The organism is Sphingopyxis flava (genome assembly GCF_900168005.1).
Classification (GTDB): domain Bacteria; phylum Pseudomonadota; class Alphaproteobacteria; order Sphingomonadales; family Sphingomonadaceae; genus Sphingopyxis; species Sphingopyxis flava.
This window is the reverse complement of record NZ_FUYP01000008.1, coordinates 121508-141338: the sequence shown is the minus strand read 5'-3', so window position 1 is coordinate 141338 and position 19831 is coordinate 121508. Positions and strand designations below refer to the sequence as shown.

Below are 19831 nucleotides of genomic sequence, written 5' to 3'. Positions count from 1 at the left end.
GCCGCGCCGCGTCTGCGGCGGAATCTAGGTTTGGCAAGCGTGTCGGCGATGGCCGTTATGCTCGCGACGCCGGCCTTCGCACAGTCCGAGGACGCCGCGCCGGCACCGGCCAGTCCCGAGGATTCGATCGTCGTAACGGGCTCGCGCATCGCCACCGTGACGCCGTTCAACAGCCCCGACCCGATCACCGTCATCGATCCGGGCGTCGCACAGAAGGAAGGCAAGTTCGACCTCGCCTCGACGCTTCAGAGTTCGCCGGTCGCCGCTGGCTCCACCCAGATCACCGCTGCGATCTCCTCGAACTTCGTCACCAACGGCGGCCCGGGCGCGCAGACGATCGACCTTCGCGGCCTCGGCGCCAACCGCACTCTCGTGCTCCTCAACGGTCGCCGTGCGGGTCCCGCGGGCACCCGCGGCGGCGTGTCGTCGTTTGACCTCAACGTCCTTCCCGCCGCGATTGCGGGGAGCGTCGAAATCCTGAAAACGGGCGCTTCGTCGGTTTATGGCTCGGACGCTGTTGCCGGCGTGGTCAACATCAAGACCAAGACCGACGTCGACGGTCTGGAACTCAATCTCAACACGTCGGTTCCGTTTGACGGCGGCGGCGAAGAATATCGCCTCAATGCCGTGTGGGGCAAAAAGTTCAGCCGCGGCCACATTCTGGTTGCGGGGGACTATACCCATGTCAAGGAACTGAGCCGGGGCGACCGCAGCTATCTCGCCTGCCCGGAAGCCTATACCTTCAGGGAAGACGGGAGCCGCGCCGATTTGATCGACCCGCGCACTGGCAAGTACAAGTGCGAGGATTTGCGCTGGGGTCATGTCTGGACCTATAATCTGATCAACAACCTCCAGCTGGATGGCCCGGGTGGGCCCGATACCGGTCTTAACACCTCCCCGCCCCCGGCCGGATCCACCCGGGGCCCCACGGTCCTGATGCAATATCAGTATCCCGGGGAGACGCTGGGCGTGCCGACTTATGGCGCACCGTCTTATTTCGGTGACTTCGGCATGCCTGCCGGCTGGTTCCCGACGGGTTACAATACGGCCTCGCTGGCGATCCAGAATGCTTACCATCCTTTCGTCGAAGAGCAGACGATCATCCCGAAGACCACATTAATCACCGGCTATGCCGAGGGGTCTTACGAGCTCACGGATGACGTCGAAATGTTCGGCGAGTTTCTCTTCAATCGCCGCAAAACCTATCAGAATGGCTGGCGCCAGTTCTGGAACTTTGGTTTCACCGGCGATCCCTATGGCACGGGCAACCTCTACGGCACGGGTACCATCTGGGCGCCGGGCTGGACGGGTCTCAATTTCCTGAGTCCGACGGCAATCACCAATCATGCCGACAACAGCCAGAAAGTGGACTATTATCGCGGTGTAGCCGGCCTTCGTGGGAATTTCGGCAGTAACTGGCGCTGGGAAGTCTACGGGCAGTACAGCAAGAGCGTTGGACGCTATCGCAGCGAGCAGATCCTGCAGGATGTATATGACGCCGGATATTTCCAGAGCTCTTCCTGCGTGGGCACCGTTCTGCCGTTTTCGGGCAAGCAGTGCATCGACCTCCCCTGGGCGGATCCTTATTTCCTCCGCGGTGAATTGACGCCCGAGCAAGTCGATTTCATCTTCGATTGGGAAGAAGGCAAAACCGTCTATACGCAAAAAACGCTGGAAGGTACGGTATCGGGCAGCTTGTTCGAATTGCCCGCTGGGCCAGTAGGCATTGCGTTCGGCGTCAATGTTCGGCAGGACCGTATCAACGACACTCCGGGTTCACTCACTTTCTCGAAGAACCCCTATTACGACCCCAACGCTGACGCTGCGGCCTGTCAGGATGATGCCGATCTGGCGCCTATCGATCGCCGCTACATCTGCGATGAATTCCACAGCAATGTTTGGGGCTCGACCGCGTCAGGGATTACCGCCGGTAAGAGCCTGACGAAAGAAGCCTTCGCCGAAATCAACGTTCCGCTGCTAGCGAACAAGCCATTCTTCGACGAACTGACTTTCTCGGCTGCCGCGCGCCTTACCAGCGTAAAGGCCACTCGGGCTTCGGACGGCGTATCGGCTAGCGACAATGGCAATTGGACGTACAAGCTCGGTCTGAACTGGGCGCTCAACGACTGGCTGCGATTCCGCGGAAGCTACGGAACTTCGTTCCGGGCTCCCGCGCTGTTCGAACAATTCCTCGCCGATGAGACGAGCTTTGTCGCTCAGCGCGATATCGACCCCTGCATTAATTGGCAGCTCGGCCTGGATCGTGGTACCACGTCGCAGCGTGTCGCAGACAATTGTGCCGCCGACGGTATTCCCGGCACCTATCCGGGGGGCAGCATCACCGGCACGTCGGTCTCGCAGGGGGGTCTGGGCATCCTCAAGTCGGAAACGTCGAGGGCCTGGGTCGTCGGGACGATACTGACGCCGAAGTTTGATTTCCTTCCGGATACGACATTCAACCTCGCGGTCGATTATTTCGATATTCGGGTGAAGGGCGAAATCACGCAGCTCGGTGCCGTCAACATTGTCTCGGGCTGCTATGATTCGGATAATTTTGCGAGTGAACCGCTATGCGATCTTTTTGTTCGCAGTCCTGCCGGATCGACGACCGAGTATAATATCACCGATGTCTTCGATCAGTTCGTCAACATCGCAAGCCAGCGCAATGCCGGCGTCGATGTCGAACTTAACATGCGTCACGATCTCGGAAAGATGGGGCGGCTTTCGTTTACGGCAGGAATGACCTGGCAGACGAAGGATTCGTTCCAGCTCCTCCCGAGCTCGCCGACGACCTCAAGCAACGGCGAGGCTGGTTCCCCGAAATGGGTCGGCGATTTCCGCGCAACCTGGGAAACCAACGGTGGGTTCAGTCTCTTCTACGGAATGAACGTCATTGGGGGCACCTCCGATGTGCAGGATTTTCTGGATCGCAATGGCGATGACCCGTGCATCAATTCCTCGCTGCGCGGTCGCTATTGCCCGAAGCTCACGGCACCGGCTACCTTCTATCACAATGTCTCGGTATCGCAGGAGATCGCAGAACGGTTCGAGATCACCTTCGGTATCGCCAACCTGTTCGACACCCGCCCGCCGCGCGTGTCGGTGCTGAACGGCGGACAGATTTCAACGCTCGGTCCTGTGATCGTGGCGTCGCAATATCCGTTCACGGGGCGACGCGCCTTCCTGAACATCAAGAGCAAATTCTGATCGATTTGACAGATGAGGCGGGGGGGCGGCATGGCAACATGCCGCCCCGTTTCATTTAAGGAGCATCGCGGTCATGCCGACCGTCCTCGTCAAGGCCGACACGCTCGACGAAGCCAATCGCCGCTTCGTGCAGGAGCCGCTGCGCGAGCCCATATTCCTCAACAGCGTTCCCAAGAGCGGCAGCCACCTGCTGCGCAACATCATGCGCATGTTCGTTCCCGTCGAGCAGCAATATGCGCGCGACTTCATCCAATGGGCCAATCTGCAGCAACACCGCAGCGCGTTCGACCCCGCGCGTCCTATGCTGAGCTGGGGCCACCTTTTCCTTGCTGACGCATCGGCGATCGAGACGGCAAGCGCCCGGCGCATCCTCCTTTACCGCGACCCTTATGACTGGGTGATCGCGCGGGCGCGCTTCTTCGTCTCCGAACAATTCGCGAGCAATATGGATCATCTGAAATCGGGGGCGCTGACCGCCGATGAATTGCTGACGATGATGATCTTCGGGCTGCCCGGAAAGGCGCCATCGCTGCGCGACATATACGAGATGAACGCCGCCGCCTGGCTCGGCGCCCGGGTCCATGCGGTCAAATTCGAAGATATGGTGCGGCATATCGCAGCGCTCGATACGCCCGAAGCCGATCAATTCTTCGCCTCCTTGTTCGAGGCGTGCGGTATCGAGCGGCCGAGCGACTGGAAGGAGCGCGTGCGCATCGGCGCCGACCGCAAGCAAAGCGGCACGGCGCGGGAAAATCTGACCGGCGTGTCGGTCGAATTCCCTGACGCGCTTGGTCCGCGCCATCGGGCGCTGGTCGACTATCACGTCCCAGGGCTTCGCGCCTTGCTGGGCTATGCGTAGATCGGGAGCAATGCAGTGAATGCGACCAACGCGCGCGGAACGGTGACCACCTATCCGGCGCTAACCCAAGCCGACGAGCTCGCTACGGCCGGAAAGCTGGACGCGGCCGCGCAGCGCATCATTGAACATCTGCGCCGGCATCCGGACGAGCCTCAGGGTCTTGCCAAGCTGGGCGAGTTTGCGATGCTCCTCGGCGGGCTCGTTCAAGCGGAGCAATTTCTTCGCCGCGCGATCCTGCGCGGAGCCAACCAGTTCGAGGTGCGCCGCAACCTCGCCTCGGTCCTCAACCAGCAGGAGCGGCTCGACGAAGCGCGCGCCATGTTCGAGGCGCTGGCCCGCGAAGACGAGGATCCGACGATCTCCGCCTTGCATGGACTGACCCTCGACAAGCTCGGCCGCAACGACGAGGCGCGCGCAATCCTTGAAACGCTGGTCACGCTCTATCCTGACCGCCCCCATTTCTGGATCTCCTACGGGCACAATCTGCGCGCCGCAGGACGCGTCGACGATGCGATCGCAGCTTATCGCAATGCGGCCGAGATCGACTATGAATGCGGCGAAGCCTGGTGGGGGCTTGCGAGCATCAAGAGCCGCGTCTTCACGGACGCCGACATCGAGATGATGCAAAAGGGCCTGAAAGTCGCGATCGACGAACGCAACAGCTCGCCCCTCCATTTTGCGCTTGCGCGCGCCTTTCACGACCGGAAGCGTTACGCAGAGGCTTTCGAACATTATCGCGAGGCCAACCGCCAGCGCGCCGAAAGCATCGGCTATGATGCAAAGGAGCTGACCGAAGAAATCGCCGAGCTCGAACGCGTCGTCACGCGCGATTTCATCGCCGCTCTGCCCGATGCGCCGGCGGGTGACAGCGTACCGGTTTTCATCGTCAGCCTCCCGCGCTCGGGCTCGACCTTGCTCGAACAGATGCTCGGCAGTCACGCTGACATCGAACCGGTGGGCGAACTTCCCTATGCGCCCGCAATTCTGCGTAGCGTCATGGAGATGGCGACGCGGCGCGGTCCCGTCACCGTACCTCAGCTGATCGCGGGGCTGCACCCCGATCAGGCAGCAGCGATGGGCGAGGATTATCTCCGCCGCGCAGCATTCCATCGCAAGTCCGGCAAGCGCTATTTCATCGACAAGCTCCCGCACAACTGGAGCAACATCATGTTCCTGCGCAAGATATTGCCGCAGGCGAAATTCCTCGACATCCGCCGCCCGGCGATGGACTGCTGCTTCTCCAATTTCACGCAGAGCTTCTCGCGCGCCCACGCCTCCTCCTTTGCGCTCCGCGACATCGGGCAATGCTATGTCGATTATGTGCGGCTGATGACGCACCTCGGCCGCGTTGCGCCGGGGCTCGTCCACCATATCGACTATGCCGCCCTCGTCGCCGACCCCGAAGCGCAGCTGCGGCCAGCGCTCGCCCATCTGGGGCTCGAATGGGATCCTGCGATCCTCGAGTTCCACAAGCTCGACCGCGTCGTGCGCACCCCGTCGAGCGAGCAGGTACGCCGCCCGCTCAACCGCGACGGAATGGAGGTCTGGCGTCCTTATGCCGAATGGCTGGGACCGCTCCGCGATGCGCTGGGAGATCTGGCCGAACAGGAAGGGCGCCGGAAAACCCCGGCGCCCTCTTAACCCGTCGGTTTCGCGCGAAGCGCTCTATCAATAGCGGTAATGATCGGGCTTGAAGGGCCCCTCGACCGGAACGCCAATATAGTCGGCCTGCTTTTGTGTGAGCTTGCTCAGCTTCACCCCGAGCTTTTCAAGGTGGAGCGCCGCGACCTTTTCATCGAGATGCTTGGGCAGGACATAGACTTCGTTCTTGTACTGGTCGCCCTTCGTGAAAAGCTCGATCTGCGCGAGCACCTGATTGGTGAAGCTCGACGACATGACGAACGACGGGTGGCCGGTGGCGCATCCGAGATTCACGAGGCGCCCCTTGGCAAGCACGATGATCTGCTTGCCGTCGGGGAATTCGACGAGGTCGGTGCCCGGCTTCACTTCAGTCCACTTATAGTTGGCGAGCGCCGCAATCTGGATCTCGCTGTCGAAATGGCCGATGTTGCACACGATGCTCATCGGCTTCATCGCGGCCATATGCTCGGCGGTGATGACGTCGGCATTGCCGGTCGCGGTGACGAAGATGTCGGCGCGCTGGACGGCTTCGTCCATCGTCACGACCTCATAGCCTTCCATCGCCGCCTGAAGCGCACAGATCGGGTCGATTTCGGTGACGAGCACGCGCGCGCCGCCGTTGCGCAGCGAAGCGGCCGAACCTTTGCCCACGTCGCCGAAGCCGGCGACCGCGGCGACCTTGCCCGCCAGCATGACGTCGGTGGCACGGCGGATCGCGTCGACCAGCGATTCCTTGCAGCCGTAAAGATTGTCGAACTTCGATTTGGTGACGCTGTCGTTGACGTTGATCGCCGGGAAGGGCAGCTCGCCCTTCTTCGCAATCTCGTAGAGACGGTGGACACCCGTGGTCGTTTCTTCCGACACACCCTTCAGCGCCTTCACCGTCTTGGTCAGATAGCCGGGGTTCGCCGCGACGAACGCCTTGAGCGCGCGCTGGAACTCGACCTCTTCCTCATTCTCCGGCGCGGGGAGGGTTGCGCCCGCCTCGATCTTCGCGCCCCAAAGCGCGAACATGGTGGCGTCGCCGCCATCGTCGAGAATGATGTTGGCGGTTTCGTCGCCCCAGTCGAAGATGCGGCCGACATAATCCCAATAATCGGCGAGGCTTTCGCCCTTTACCGCGAACACCGGCGTTCCGCCCGCAGCGATCGCAGCGGCAGCATGGTCCTGCGTCGAAAAGATGTTGCACGTGGCCCAGCGTACCTCGGCGCCGAGCGCCTTCAGCGTCTCGATGAGCACCGCGGTCTGGATCGTCATATGAAGCGAGCCCGTGATCCGCGCGCCCTTCAGCGGCTGCGATGCGCCATATTCGGCGCGCAGCGCCATCAGGCCCGGCATTTCTGTTTCGGCGATCGCGATTTCCTTGCGGCCGAAGTCGGCCAGGCGGATGTCGGCGATCACATAGTCACGGGTGTCGGCGGCGAGAGTGGCCACGTCGTTTCTCCTGTCAGGCGGGCGCGGACGCGCGGACGCGGCGGCGCAATTATGTTGCGCGCCCTAGCCCAAAGCGCTCGCGCGATCAAATATAAACTTTTCTTTATATCGCAAGGGCCGTGCGCCCATCTGGGCGCCGCGCTACGCCTCCCCACCTTCTGTGGTCAGCAGCCGGGCGTCGACCCCCGCCTCTGCAAAGGCCGCCTGCCAACGCCGGTCGGGCGGCGTGTCGAAAAGAAGTGCATCGCTGCCCGGCGTGACGTGCCAGCCGTGGCGCACCATTTCATCCTCAAGCTGGCCGGACGACCATCCCGCGTAGCCGAGCGCGACCAGCCAGCGCGCGGGTCCGCTTCCCCTAGCGATCGCGCGCAAGATGTCGTGCGAGCTCGATATCATCCAGCGGTCCGAGACCTGCACCGCGCCTTCGCCGCCCCAGTCGCGGCTGTGCAGCACAAAGCCGCGGGACGGCTCGACCGGCCCGCCCAGAAACACCGGCGCGTCGAGCGGATCCTCATGGGCAATCTCGAGCTGGTCGAGCACAGCACCAACCGTCATCCCACCGATCGGGTCGGCAACGCCGATCCCCATTGCGCCCTCTTCGTCATGGCTGATCATCGCAATCACCGAATGCTCGAAGCGGGGATCGCCAATGCCCGGCAGCGCGAGGAGCAGCTGGCCGGTGAACCAGGTCGGAGCAGTATCCATTCCCCTATCATGGACGTGCGCAGGGATCGGGTCCAGCGTCTTTGAGGCCGATTGAAGCTGTCCCGTCTCTCAACGTCCCACCTTGTCGCTCACCGCCTTGATCACCAGCGCCGTCTCGTCGACCAGATATCGCCGGGCGAGCGCCTGGAGGTCCGCGGCGCTCGCGGCCTCGACCTCGGCGATCGCACGGCGGCTGCGCTCGAGCCGCGCGGGGTGGCTCGTCGCTTCGGCGACATAATTCAGCCAATAGCTGTTCTCCCGCCGCGCCCTGGTCATTGCCTCGACCAGCGGCCGCCGCGCGCGATCGAGAAGGTCAGCATCAACGGGCGCTTCGCGCAGTTCCTTCGCAATGGCAAAGATCGCAGCGCGGGTGGTCGCGAGATCCTTATAATCGACATTGCTCGATGCGAAGAGATGGCCGTAGCCGGGAAATTCATCGGACAGCGAAACGCCCGCGCCGGGGCTGTAGGTTTCGCCGAGCCGTTCGCGAAGCTCTTCGGTAAGCTTGAGCTGCATCACCCGCGCGAGCAGGTTGAGCCGCATCGCCTCGGCAAGGTCGCTGTCGTCGCGTGCGGTCCAGTAGACCCGCAGCTCGGCCTGGTCGGCTGGTCCCTTGTGGATCAGCGTGCGTTCGCTGCGATCGGCCGCAAAGTGCCGCACGCGCGCGCTCTCGCGCGGGTCGAAGGCCGCGCGGCGTTCGGGCAGCGCACCGAAGCTCGCCGCTATTGCTTCGATTGCGGCCGCCTCGTCGATATCGCCGACGACCCCGATTTCGATCGCGCCGTGCGCCAGGCTGTCGGCGATGACGGGCCTCAGTTGCTCCCAGTCGCGCGTCATCAGCGCGTCGAGCGGCGGCGTTTCGGCGCGCGGATCGCCGTCCGCCAAAATCCCGCCGACGTCGCGTCCCATCACCGCGGCGGGAGTCGCATCGTTCGCGGCATATTGCTGCGGGAGCACCCGGCGGATCAGCGCAAGGCCATCGGCCCGGTAGCCGGGATGGGTGACATAAGCCGCCATCAGCTGTGCCTGCGCGCGGAAGTCGGTAGGCGAAGTCTGCGCCTTGCCGCCAAACGCATCGATGTCCGCGCCGAAACTGGGGGCGACCGTCTTTCCAGCAAAGATCGTGCGCAGCTCATCGAAACTGTGCGCTTCAAGCCCGCCGATGCTGAGCGACCCCGCGAGCGCCACCTTCGTCGGGTCGTCACGCGTCGCGAGCAGCGTTCCGCCGTCGACGCGCAGCGAGATCCAGACCTTGTCCTTCTGGAAATCGGTCGTCTTGATGTTCAGCATCACATTATTGGCGAAGCGGACCCGCCGGATGCCGAGATCATCGATCCGCTCGTCCGACACGATCCGGCCCGGTGTTCCAAAAGCGGTATAGGCAAAGGCAAGGCTCTCGGCGGCCGCAGGCGCAGAAACAGCCACCTCTTGCGAAGCCTTGAGCTCGGCAAGGATCGCATCCGGCCCGTCCTCGATCGGCGTTTTGCTGGTCACGCGCACGAGCGGAGCGCTGAGCCCCTCGACGCGCTTGCGGAACGCAGCTGCGACCGCGGCCGCGTCGAGTGACGGCACGGCCGCCTCGAACAATGCCTGCGTGGCCTCGGGGCGCACGATGACGAAATCACCGTCCGCCGCGGCGACAAGTAGATCCGCCAAACTCTCGCTGCGCCGTGTATCCACCCCCGCGACCGCGTTGCGCAGCGAAGTGCGCCGGATCGCTATCTGCTCATCGACCTCGGCCTGCGTAAATCCATGCTCGACGGCGCGGCGATATTCCTGCTCGATGAGCGCCAGCGCGTCCTTCCACGCGCCTTGCTTGGCGACCGCACCAACAGTGACGAGGTCGAAGCGCTTCCATCCCTCGGTATCGCTGAAATAGCCGCTGAGAATCGGCGAATCCTCGCGCAGGGCGATTTTGGCGAGACGGCGGCTGACAATCGCCTCGCCGATATCCTCGGCAAATTTGCGCGTGCGTTTCGCCTTGCTGTCGGGTTCGTCGATCCAGGGCTTGAACGCCCCGATCGTCACCGCATCCGCTATCGCCGGGTCGACGAAATCGTCGGCAGCCGAGGGGCGCGCAAAATCGATTGTCCCGATATCAGGGTCGGGGCCGGCGGGCCCGCGCCCCTGCCAATCGGCAAAGCGCGCCTTGATCTTGGCCTCCACCGCGGCCGGGTCGAAATCGCCAACCATGACGAGCGTTGCGCGCTCGGGCCGATAATAGCCATCATAAAGATCACGAAGGCGCTCGGCGGGCGCGGTCCGGATCACGTCTTCAGTGCCGATCGGAAGGCGCTGCGCGACTGTCATTGCCGGCATGGCGAAAGCGAACTGATCGACCAGACTGCGCAGCTGGTAGGTATCGCGGGCGCGGCGCTCGGAGAGGATGACGCCGCGTTCGCGGTTGACCGCCTCGGGATCGATGGTCAGCTCGCTCGCGGTCTCGCGCATGAGCATCAGCCCGGTGTCGATGAGATCATCCGAGGCGCCGGGCAAGTCGAGCTTGTAGACCGTCTGGTCAAAGCCGGTGGAAGCATTGGTGTCGGCGCCGAAGGCCAGACCCTTACGCTCGAGCAGCTTGATCATTTCGCCCTCGGGGACATGGGTCGAGCCATTGAAGGCCATATGCTCGATGAAATGGGCGAGCCCGCGCTGGTCGTCGGCTTCGGCAAAACTGCCGACGTTGACACGCATCCGGATGATCACGCTGTTTTTGGGCGTGCCATTTTTCAGCAGCGCATATTTCATTCCGTTGGGCAGAACGCCGAAGATGATGTTGGGGTCAACCGCCAAGTCGCTTGCGGCAAAGTTCCAGGCCCGAGCGGCATCGGTCTGGGGATTGACTGGAGCCGTGGCAGCAGCGGAATCGCGGGCGAGGACAGTTGCCGAGCCGCCCGCGGCCGCGATCAGAAGAATCGGGAGCAGCGCGGCCGCAGTGCGGCGCAGGAAAAAAGACGTCATGCGGAAGGATCTGGCGACGTCAGCACTTGGGGTCAAGCCGGTCGGCTGCCACTTTCGACGGACGACTTACCCGATCGATCGGTGCCGACGCTTGAGGCCCGCCCACCCGCGGCGTCAGCTTCCCTTTTTCTTGCGGTGCGTCTCGAGGTCGAGCACGGCATTGTCGCCGCCCTCGGGCAGCAGGCCGAGCCGGCGCGCAACCTCCTGATAGGCTTCGACTTCGCCGCCAAGGTCACGGCGGAAGCGATCCTTGTCGAGCTTTTCGTTCGTGGTCATGTCCCACAGGCGGCAGCCGTCGGGGCTGATTTCGTCAGCGAGGATAATGCGGCTATAATCCCCATCCCACAGGCGCCCGAATTCGAGCTTGAAGTCGATGAGGCGAATGCCGACCGCGGCGAACATGCCGCTCATGAAGTCATTGATGCGGATCGCCATGTCCTGAATGTCGTGAAGCTCGTCCTGGCTGCACCAGTTGAAGCAGGCGATATGCTCCTCGGCGACCAGCGGATCGCCGAGCGCGTCGTCCTTGTAACAATATTCGATCAGCGTGCGGGGAAGCTGGGTCCCCTCTTCGATCCCGAGCCGTTTCGACAATGTGCCAGCGGCAACATTGCGCACGATCACCTCGATCGGCACGATTTCGACCTGCCGGATCAACTGCTCGCGCATGTTGAGGCGGCGGATGAAGTGCGTCGGCACGCCGATGTTGCCGAGTAGCGTGAAGACATGCTCCGAGATCCGGTTGTTGAGCACGCCCTTGCCGTTGATTGTCCCGCGCTTCTGCGCGTTGAACGCGGTCGCGTCATCCTTGAAATACTGGATCAGCGTGCCTGGTTCGGGACCTTCGTAGAGGATCTTGGCTTTGCCTTCGTAGATCTGGCGGCGACGGGCCATGGCTTGGGACTTTCTGTCGGAACCAAATGAATGACCCCGGCGGAAGCGACTCAGGACGAACCGCGGCGCCGGGGCGATGCGGGGCGCTATAGCGGCAAAGTCGCGGCACGTCATCCCCGGCGTCGCCCACGATCCCGCGCCATCACGGAAGCCCTTCCTTACGTTTACGTCAACTAGAGCTTGCCTTCGCCTTTTGGCGCCTGCAACCTTGAGCGCAGCCAAGGAGAAAGATTGATGAGCTACGAGCAGATTCGCCTCGATCGCCACGAGGGCATCGCAATGCTGACGCTGCACCGACCGGACCGGATGAATGCCTTTACCACCCAGATGATGCAGGAAATCGTCGCCGCGCTCGACGAGTGCGACGCGGACGACGCGGTGCGCGCGGTGATCTTCACGGGTTCGGGCGAGAAGGCCTATTGCGCGGGTGCTGATCTGGGCGAAGGCGCCGCCACCTTCGATTACGACAAGCGCACCGACAAGATGGCAACCCTGCCCGATGGCATGCCGGCAAGCCCCGTCGCTGAGGATGGCACGATCGACTGGTCGCATCCGCTGATCCGCGATTCGGGCGGGCGCGTATCGATGCGGATTTTCGATGCGAAAAAGCCGGTGCTCGGCGCAATTAACGGGGCAGCGGTCGGCATCGGCGCGACGATGACCTTGTCAATGGACGCGCGGCTCGCCAGCGATACTGCACGCTATGGCTTTGTTTTCGCCCGCCGCGGCATTGTCCCCGAGGCGGCCTCGAGCTGGTTCCTGCCGCGCCTCGTCGGCATCCAGACCGCGGTTGACTGGTGCTTCTCGGGCCGCCTGATCCCGGCTGCCGAGGCGCATGAAAAAGGCCTTGTCCAGTCGGTCCACACCCCGGGCGAACTCATCGACGCTGCGATCGCAAAAGCCCATGAAATGACCGCAGACAGCGCCCCCGTCTCGGTCGCACTCACCCGACACATGCTGTGGCGCATGCTCGGCGCCCCGCACCCGATGAGCGCCCATCGCTGGGACAGCCGCGCCATATTCGCCCGTGGCCGCAGCCCGGATGCCGCCGAAGGCGTCACCAGCTTCCTTGAAAAGCGCGCGCCTCACTTCACAGCGAGCGTCGCCAAGGATTACCCCTGGTTCGAGGAGTTTGAGGAGACGCCGCCCTATCGCTAATTAACCCGGCCCGCTTGACACCGCACCGCCGCGCCCCAATCTCTCGGCCTCCCATATTCCCTCGATGAAAGGATGCCGAGATGACGATCGCGACCGGAGACAAGCTCCCCGAAGCCACGCTGGTGAAGGTGACCGAAAATGGTCCCGAGCAGGTGAGTGCTGCGGAATATTTCAAGGGCCGCAAGGTCGCGCTCTTTTCGGTACCGGGTGCCTTTACGCCGACCTGCTCGGCCAAGCATTTGCCGGGCTTTGTCGAGAAGGCAGAGGAATTGAAAGCGAAAGGCATCGACGAGATCGCCTGCACCGCCGTCAATGACGCCTTCGTCCTTGGCGCCTGGGGCAAGGCCGGCGGAGCCGAGCAGATCACCATGCTCGCGGACGGTAACGGCGACTTCGCCAAGGCGGTGGGCCTCACGATGGACGGTAAGGCGTTCGGCATGGGGACCCGCGGCCAGCGCTTTTCGATGATCGTCAATGACGGCGTGGTCGAGCAGCTCAATGTCGAAGCACCGGGCGAATTCAAGGTGTCGAGCGCGGACCATATGCTCGAGCAGCTGTAAGGCCTGATCTCCTGTGCGCCGGGCATGGGGGATTAACCTGAAGGCTTTGGAAGGGAGCTTGCGGCGTAGCGCCGCGAGCCCCCTTCCGCCGACCCCTTACGCCCTTTTCCCCGGCCTTTGCGATGCCGGGAGAATCCACTGCCCAGCCCTTCCCTTTTGTCACAATTTCGTGCAACAGCGTCGCGATGACATCCTCATCGCAGACCTCTGAAACTTCCGATCCCACCGCCCGTGCCGAGGAAATCCTCGATGAGCTCGCGAACCGCTTCAGGGCATCGGTATCCGCACTCAAATCTGCGATCGCCGCCTATGTTCGCGATGGAACGCTCCCTCCAGCCGACGCCGCCTCGACGGGGCTGTTCGACTATCCGGCGCTGCGCCTGACCACGACGGGAGAGCAGCGTGCAGGACAGAAAGCCCATAACCTTGCCTTCGGACAGTTCGAGCGTGCCGGTACCTATGTTACCACGGTGACGCGCCCCGACCTCTTTGCCGATTATCTGCACGACCAGCTCACCCTGCTCGCGCGCCACTACGACCTCACGCTTGAAGTCACGCGCACCGGCCAGCAGATCCCCTTTCCCTACGTGCTCGACGCGAGCGACGGGTCGGATATGGGGAACGTCACTCCGCTCGAGCTCGCGCGTCACTTCCCGACGACCGAGCTTGCCGACATCGGCGACGAACTCGCTGACGGCCTGTTCGGTCAGGACCCCGCTGCGGACCAGCCGCTTGCGCTCTTCGATGCGCTGCGCACCGACTTCAGCCTCGCGCGCCTGCGCCACTACACCGGCACCGCGCCCGAGCATTTCCAGCGCTATATCCTGTTCACCAACTATCACCGCTATGTCGACGAGTTCGTCGCATGGGCCGGTGCGCAGGTCGGCCAGGGGCGCTACACCGCGCTCGCGGGCGCGGCGGGGCTCTATGTCGACCAGAAGGGCGTCAACGCGAGCGCCCTCGTTGCCGACAGTGCATGGCGGCGGCACCAGATGCCGGCCTATCACCTCATTGCGCCCGACGGCGGCGGCATCACGCTCGTCAACATCGGCGTCGGCCCGTCGAACGCGAAGACGATCTGCGACCATCTCGCTGTCCTGCGGCCCGAAGCATGGCTGATGATCGGCCACTGCGGCGGACTGCGCCCCAGCCAGCGCATCGGCGACTATGTTCTCGCCCACGCCTATCTGCGCGACGACCATATCCTCGACAGCGTTCTTCCCCCTGAAATCCCCATCCCGCCGATCGCCGAAGTGCAGCAAGCGCTCGCGAGCGCGGCAGGAGTGGTTTCGGGGGCGAGCGGCGCCGACCTCAAGAAGCGCATGCGCACGGGGACCGTTGTCACGACCGACGACCGCAATTGGGAACTGCGCTACACCGACAGCGCGCTGCGCTTCTCGCAATCGCGCGCGATCGGCATCGACATGGAATCGGCGACGATCGCCGCGCAGGGCTACCGCTTCCGTGTCCCGTACGGCACCTTGCTGTGCGTCAGCGACAAGCCGCTTCACGGGGAACTCAAACTACCGGGACAGGCTAACCGCTTCTACGAGGAAGCCATCGCAGCGCATCTTCAGATCGGCATCCGCGCGTGCGAAATGATGCGTGACGAAGGCGCCAAGCTCCATAGCCGCAAACTGCGCGCGTTCAACGAACCGCCATTCCGATGACGAGCGCGCCTGTCCTCTCGCGCTCGGTCGCGGGGCGCGTCGCGATCGTCACGGGCGCTGCGAGCGGAATGGGCCGTGCGACCGCGCTGCTGCTCGCGAGCGAGGGAGCAAAGGTCGCGGTCACCGATCTCGATCTCGCCGCATGCGAAGCCGTCGCAGGCGAGGCCGGATGCGATGCACGCGCCTTCGCGCTGGACGTCGCCGACAGCGCGGCGATCGAGCGCGTGGTCAGCGAGGTTGCGGCGCATTTCGGCCGCATTGACATTTTGATCAACAATGCCGGCGTCTCGAGCTTTGCCTCGCTCGACGCCGGCGAGGAATATGAGGCGGTCTGGCACCGCGCGATCGCAGTGATGCTGACCGCGCATCAGCGCATGGTGCGCGCCGCGCTGCCGTTCCTGCGGCAAAGCGACGCCGCACGCATCGTCAACATCGCTTCAACCGAGGGGCTCGGCGCAACGCCGGGAGACACCCCTTATGTTGCCGCAAAGACCGGCGTCACAGGGCTGACCCGCGGGCTCGCGGTGGATCTCGGCAAGGAGGGGATCACAGTCAATTGCATCTGCCCCGGTCCGATCCGCACCGGCATGACCGACGCGGTTCCAGAAGCAGACAAGGCCGTCTTTGCCCGGCGCCGCACGGCGCTTCGCCGCTATGGCGAGCCCGAAGAAGTCGCGCATGTGACGCTCAGCCTCGTGCTTCCTGCCTCCAGTTACATCACAGGCGCTATCATACCGGTCGACGGCGGACTGATGGCGCGTAACGCCTGAATATTGCCCGATTAATCTTCTGAATCCCTCGGATTCATGCGTTTTTTGCCTGTTTTCCAGATTAGCCAAGCCGTGCAAGGCGGTCGACGATCTGCGCAACCCCTGCTCCGTCTGCGCGTAATTCTGTGCCGGAAGGGGCCATATGAACTGCGGGACCCTACCTAACGCGTTTGAAGGAGTAGTGTATGGGAGCGGTTTCCAAAAGTTCGAGGATGATGCTGCTGGCGATGCTGGCAGGAACAGCATCGATCAGCCTCGCGGCGCAGGAGCAGGGGGCGCCCGCCAGCGACAATGTGATCGTCAACGGACAGCTCATGCCCGATCTGTCTCAAATGGCCAAAGGCCCCGAAGTCGAAGGCATCATCTCTGCGCGCAGCGACGGGGCGATGCAGGTTACAGGCGCCGATGGGACCAATACCACGATCGCCCTTGCCGAAGGCACGAAGATCAAGAGCAGTGGCGGTTTCCTTGGCCTCGACAGCGACAAGCTTGCCGCGGATGCGCTGCTCAACGGTTTGCCGGTCAGCGTCGAAACGCTACAGTGGGAAGGCGGCTTGGTCGCAAGCAAGATCGCTCTTAAGAACAAGGATCTTCGTACGGCCTCGATGATCCACACTGGCACCAATCAGCGTTTCACCGCCCAGGAGGCCGCGACCGAGGCGCTGCGTGGCCGGGTGGGCGACATCGACCAGTATAATGTGAAGGGCACGACAAATGTGAACTTCGATACCGGCAAGGCTGTTCTGTCGGAACAGGCCAAGGCCGATCTTTGCGCCGCAGCGAGCCAGGCCGAGGCGATGGACAATGCGTTGCTGCTCGTTGTCGGCTATACCGACTCGACGGGTAGCCAGGAGTTCAACCAGGTGCTTAGCGAAAAGCGCGCGGCGCGCGTCGTCAATCACCTCCAGCAAGCCTGCGGGTGGAAGCCTTACCGGATGCTGACACCGACTGGTATGGCCGAGGCCGATCCGGCGGCGGATAACAGCACAGCGGAAGGGAAGGCTCAGAACCGCCGCGTCGCGGTGAACATTCTCGTCAGCAAGGCCGTCGACGGCATTTAAAGCCGCCAGGACTCAAAGATTTGCCATTAACCTCGGCCCTTCCCGCCCATGGCGGGAAGGGCCGCTTATATGTACATGCCCTCGCGCAAATTGATGCCATGCTCCATCCACGCCTTGAGCGCGCAGAGCATTTGCGACCAGCCTTGGCAATTGCCATATGAGGCGCTGAGCGCCCCCTGGTTCTCGCGCCAGCCTTCCTCTGTGATCTCGACGAGGGTACGGCCATCGTCCAACTCCTGGAAGCGCATCGTGACCCGCGTGCGGTAATCGGCATCGACAAGCTCGCCGCCTTCGACATTGGGCGCTTCGCCTTCGTTCGCCTGCCATTCGAGAATGATTTTCTCGTCGGGAACGACCTTGATCACATAGACGGGAAAGGCGCCGGGAAAGTCATGAAAGTCCCACTCGACCGTGGCGCCGGTCTCGAGCCGCCCTTTTGCGCCGCCGGTCGTGAAATAGTGTGAAAGCTTGGCGGGATCTGCCACCGCCTCGAACACCTCGTGCACCGGCTTTGCGATCCGGGCCGCCACTCGGAATTTCAGCTCCATCGTCGCTCTCCACTTGAGTCGGCGCCAATTATGTTATAAATTTATAACATGTCAATCCACGATGATTACGACCGCGTCTTCAAAGCGCTCGCGCATGCGGTGCGGCGCCAGATTCTGGACGACCTTAAGGATCAGCCGCTCACCACCGGCACATTGTGCGCGCATTTTCCAGACATCGACCGCTGCACCGTCATGCAGCATGTCAAAGTGCTCGAAGAGGCAGGACTCGTGATCGCCGAGCGGCGCGGCCGCGAGCGCTGGAACCACCTCAACGCGATGCCGATCCACGACATCCACGATCGCTGGATCGGCCCCTACGCCGCCGCGGCGGCATCGCGTCTGGCGCGGTTCAAGCGGGCAGTGGAAGCCAAGTGACGGGAAAAGTTGACCCCTTCCCTGTTGCCAGGAAAAAGGGGCGAAAGAGTCGCCCCTCCAGCCCCATTCGTGACAGGCTTTCCCGATTACCAGCCGGACGGCTTGCCCTTATTCTGTCCGTCGAGCCACGTCTTGAGCGGCGCGAAATAGGCGGCCATCGCCTTGCCCGACATCTCGCGGCTTCCCGTAAACGCTTCGAGCGCGTCGGGCCAGGGCTTCGACGCACCCATCTCGAGCATCGCATTGAGCTTCGCGCCGACGGCCTTGTTGCCATAGAAGGAGCAGCGGTGGAGCGGCCCCTTCCAGCCTGCCTGCTTGCACGCCGCCTGATAGAATTGGAACTGCAGGATGCGTGCGAGGAAATAGCGCGAATAAGGGGTATTGCCGGGGATATGATATTTGGCGCCCGGGTCGAAGGCATCGGCCGGCCGTTCGCCGGGCGGGACGATGCCCTGATACTGCTGGCGCAGGTCGGTCCAGGCCTTGTTGTAATCGGCGGGCTGGATCGTCCCGTCGAACACGCCCCAACGCCACCGGTCGACCAGCAAGCCAAAGGGCAAGAAGGCAACCTTGTCCATTGCCTGCCGCAACAATAGGCCAATATCCTTGTCGGCACCCGGTACCTGCGCCTTATCGAGCAAGCCGATGTCGACCAGATATTGCGGGGTGATCGACAGCGCGACGAAATCGCCGATCGCCTCATGGAAGCCATCATTGGCGCCATTCAGATAGAGGAAAGGCTGCTTGTTGTACGCGCGCTGGTAATAATTGTGGCCCAGCTCGTGGTGGATCGTGACGAAATCGTCCGAATTCACCTTGGTGCACATCTTGATGCGGATGTCGTCCTTGTTGTCGATGTTCCATGCCGAGGCGTGGCACACGACCTCGCGGTCGGCGGGCTTCACGAACAGGCTGCGCTTCCAGAAGGTTTCGGGTAGCGGCGCGAAGCCGAGCGAGGAATAGAAATTCTCGCCGGCCTTCACCATGTCGAGCGGCGTCTTGCCCTGGGCCTTCAGCAGATCGCCGATGTCGTAGCCGAGGTCCCCCGAGCCTGCGGGCGCAACGAGCGGATAGATATTGCCCCATTCCTGCGCCCACATGTTGCCGAGCAGGTCGGCGCGGATCGGACCCGTCCTGGGCTGCACCGCGTCACCATATTTCTCGTTCAGCTTCCAGCGGACATAGGTATGGAGCGCCATGTAGAGCGGCTTCACTTCCTGCCAGAGCCGCTCGGTCGTCTTCGCAAATTCCTCGGGAGGCATGTCATAGCCCGAGCGCCACATCGCACCGACGTCGCTGAAGCCCAGTTCCTTTGCGCCCTCATTGGCAATGCCGACCATCTTGGCATAATCGTCCTTCATTGGCGCACCAACATTGTCGTGCCAGCTCGTCCACATCTCCGCGAACTGGGCCGGCGTATGCTCGAGATTGCCCATCTCGGCCTCGATGTCGGAGCCCGATATCGGCTTTCCGTCGAGCGCCCCCTTGCCCTTGCCATATTGCGACGAGAGGTGGGTCGCGATCCGGTTGAGCTCGGCCGCGGCGCCCTCCGTCGTCGGAGCCGGCAGCACGATGCCGTTGCGCAAAATGTCGAGCTTGCGCTTCGTATCGGCGCTCAGCCCCGGCACATTCCGATATTTGGCAGCTTCAAGCGCATATTTGACCGCTTTTTTTGTACCGATGGCGTTGATCCTCGCGGCCATTGCATCGGTGTCTTCGGTGATGAAGTTGTAATTGACCCAGTTCACCTGGCTCGCCTCGACCGAATAGTCGAAGAGATCCTTCTCTGCGGCGGCGATGAATGCATCGGCATCGGCGGCGGTGGGAGCAGTGGCGCGCGCTGTCTCTGCCGCGGCAGGCGTAGCGTCCTGGGCCATTGCCGGACTTGCGGCAAAAGCAAGCGATATCGCAAGCGACAGGGTCGAAATCATGGCTTTCATGGAGTGCGTCCTCTGGATGATCATGGCGCTCTCTGGCGCGATGGCCGC

15 protein-coding genes are annotated in these 19831 nt (G+C 62.8%); 9 read left to right on the top strand and 6 right to left on the bottom strand.

The window, feature by feature from the left end; genetic code table 11:
* Nucleotides 1–48: 48 nt before the first annotated feature.
* From B5X69_RS08595 to B5X69_RS08585, 3 genes are all read left to right on the top strand, one after another.
* Nucleotides 49–3207, top strand: coding sequence for a TonB-dependent receptor domain-containing protein (locus B5X69_RS08595; RefSeq protein WP_176141549.1), 3159 nt, complete (start codon nucleotides 49–51; stop codon nucleotides 3205–3207).
* A gap of 73 nt (nucleotides 3208–3280) precedes the next feature.
* Nucleotides 3281–4066, top strand: a complete 786-nt coding sequence (locus tag B5X69_RS08590) for a hypothetical protein (protein ID WP_079638290.1) — start codon at nucleotides 3281–3283, stop codon at nucleotides 4064–4066.
* A 15-nt stretch (nucleotides 4067–4081) separates the two neighbouring features.
* The gene (locus B5X69_RS08585; protein ID WP_079638289.1) at nucleotides 4082–5707 is read left to right on the top strand and encodes a tetratricopeptide repeat-containing sulfotransferase family protein; all 1626 of its coding nucleotides are present in this window, start codon (nucleotides 4082–4084) and stop codon (nucleotides 5705–5707) included.
* Between the two features lie 27 nt (nucleotides 5708–5734).
* Here the strand turns inward: B5X69_RS08585 and ahcY are convergent, their stop codons facing one another.
* From ahcY to purC, 4 genes are all read right to left on the bottom strand, one after another.
* Nucleotides 5735–7141: an adenosylhomocysteinase gene (gene ahcY, locus B5X69_RS08580; RefSeq protein ID WP_079638288.1), complete on the bottom strand. Its 1407-nt coding sequence runs from the start codon at nucleotides 7139–7141 to the stop codon at nucleotides 5735–5737.
* Between the two features lie 141 nt (nucleotides 7142–7282).
* The gene (locus B5X69_RS08575; protein WP_079638287.1) at nucleotides 7283–7846 is read right to left on the bottom strand and encodes a YqgE/AlgH family protein; all 564 of its coding nucleotides are present in this window, start codon (nucleotides 7844–7846) and stop codon (nucleotides 7283–7285) included.
* Nucleotides 7847–7915: 69 nt separating this feature from the next.
* On the bottom strand, nucleotides 7916–10807 hold the full coding sequence (locus B5X69_RS08570; RefSeq protein WP_079638286.1) for a M16 family metallopeptidase: 2892 nt from the start codon (nucleotides 10805–10807) through the stop codon (nucleotides 7916–7918).
* A gap of 114 nt (nucleotides 10808–10921) precedes the next feature.
* On the bottom strand, nucleotides 10922–11701 hold the full coding sequence (gene purC / locus B5X69_RS08565; RefSeq protein WP_053555117.1) for a phosphoribosylaminoimidazolesuccinocarboxamide synthase: 780 nt from the start codon (nucleotides 11699–11701) through the stop codon (nucleotides 10922–10924).
* A gap of 234 nt (nucleotides 11702–11935) precedes the next feature.
* On the opposite strand from purC, the gene B5X69_RS08560 reads away from it, so the two are divergent.
* The 5 genes from B5X69_RS08560 to B5X69_RS08540 all read left to right on the top strand — a co-directional run bounded on the left by B5X69_RS08560 (nucleotide 11936) and on the right by B5X69_RS08540 (nucleotide 16920).
* Nucleotides 11936–12859 carry a crotonase/enoyl-CoA hydratase family protein gene (locus tag B5X69_RS08560; protein WP_079638285.1) on the top strand — a complete coding sequence of 308 codons (924 nt, stop codon included), beginning with the start codon at nucleotides 11936–11938 and terminating at the stop codon, nucleotides 12857–12859.
* 80 nt (nucleotides 12860–12939) lie between these two features.
* Entirely contained in the window at nucleotides 12940–13419 is a 480-nt protein-coding gene (locus B5X69_RS08555) for a peroxiredoxin (protein WP_079638284.1), read from the top strand.
* Nucleotides 13420–13604: 185 nt separating this feature from the next.
* Nucleotides 13605–15089 (top strand): AMP nucleosidase, encoded by a 1485-nt coding sequence (locus B5X69_RS08550; RefSeq protein WP_079638283.1) that lies wholly within the window; start codon nucleotides 13605–13607, stop codon nucleotides 15087–15089.
* Nucleotides 15086–15859 (top strand): SDR family NAD(P)-dependent oxidoreductase, encoded by a 774-nt coding sequence (locus tag B5X69_RS08545; protein WP_079638282.1) that lies wholly within the window; start codon nucleotides 15086–15088, stop codon nucleotides 15857–15859. Before B5X69_RS08550 ends, B5X69_RS08545 begins: the two co-directional genes overlap by 4 nt.
* A 185-nt stretch (nucleotides 15860–16044) precedes the next feature.
* Entirely contained in the window at nucleotides 16045–16920 is an 876-nt protein-coding gene (locus B5X69_RS08540) for an OmpA family protein (RefSeq protein WP_079638281.1), read from the top strand.
* Between the two features lie 65 nt (nucleotides 16921–16985).
* Here the strand turns inward: B5X69_RS08540 and B5X69_RS08535 are convergent, their stop codons facing one another.
* Nucleotides 16986–17468: an SRPBCC family protein gene (locus B5X69_RS08535; RefSeq protein ID WP_079638280.1), complete on the bottom strand. Its 483-nt coding sequence runs from the start codon at nucleotides 17466–17468 to the stop codon at nucleotides 16986–16988.
* A gap of 48 nt (nucleotides 17469–17516) precedes the next feature.
* Between B5X69_RS08535 and B5X69_RS08530 the strand changes: the two genes are divergently transcribed.
* Nucleotides 17517–17843, top strand: coding sequence for an ArsR/SmtB family transcription factor (locus tag B5X69_RS08530; RefSeq protein ID WP_079638279.1), 327 nt, complete (start codon nucleotides 17517–17519; stop codon nucleotides 17841–17843).
* A gap of 86 nt (nucleotides 17844–17929) precedes the next feature.
* Here B5X69_RS08530 and B5X69_RS08525 read toward each other — a convergent pair whose 3' ends face one another.
* The gene (locus tag B5X69_RS08525) at nucleotides 17930–19783 is read right to left on the bottom strand and encodes a M2 family metallopeptidase (RefSeq protein WP_079638278.1); all 1854 of its coding nucleotides are present in this window, start codon (nucleotides 19781–19783) and stop codon (nucleotides 17930–17932) included.
* Nucleotides 19784–19831 lie beyond the last annotated feature (48 nt).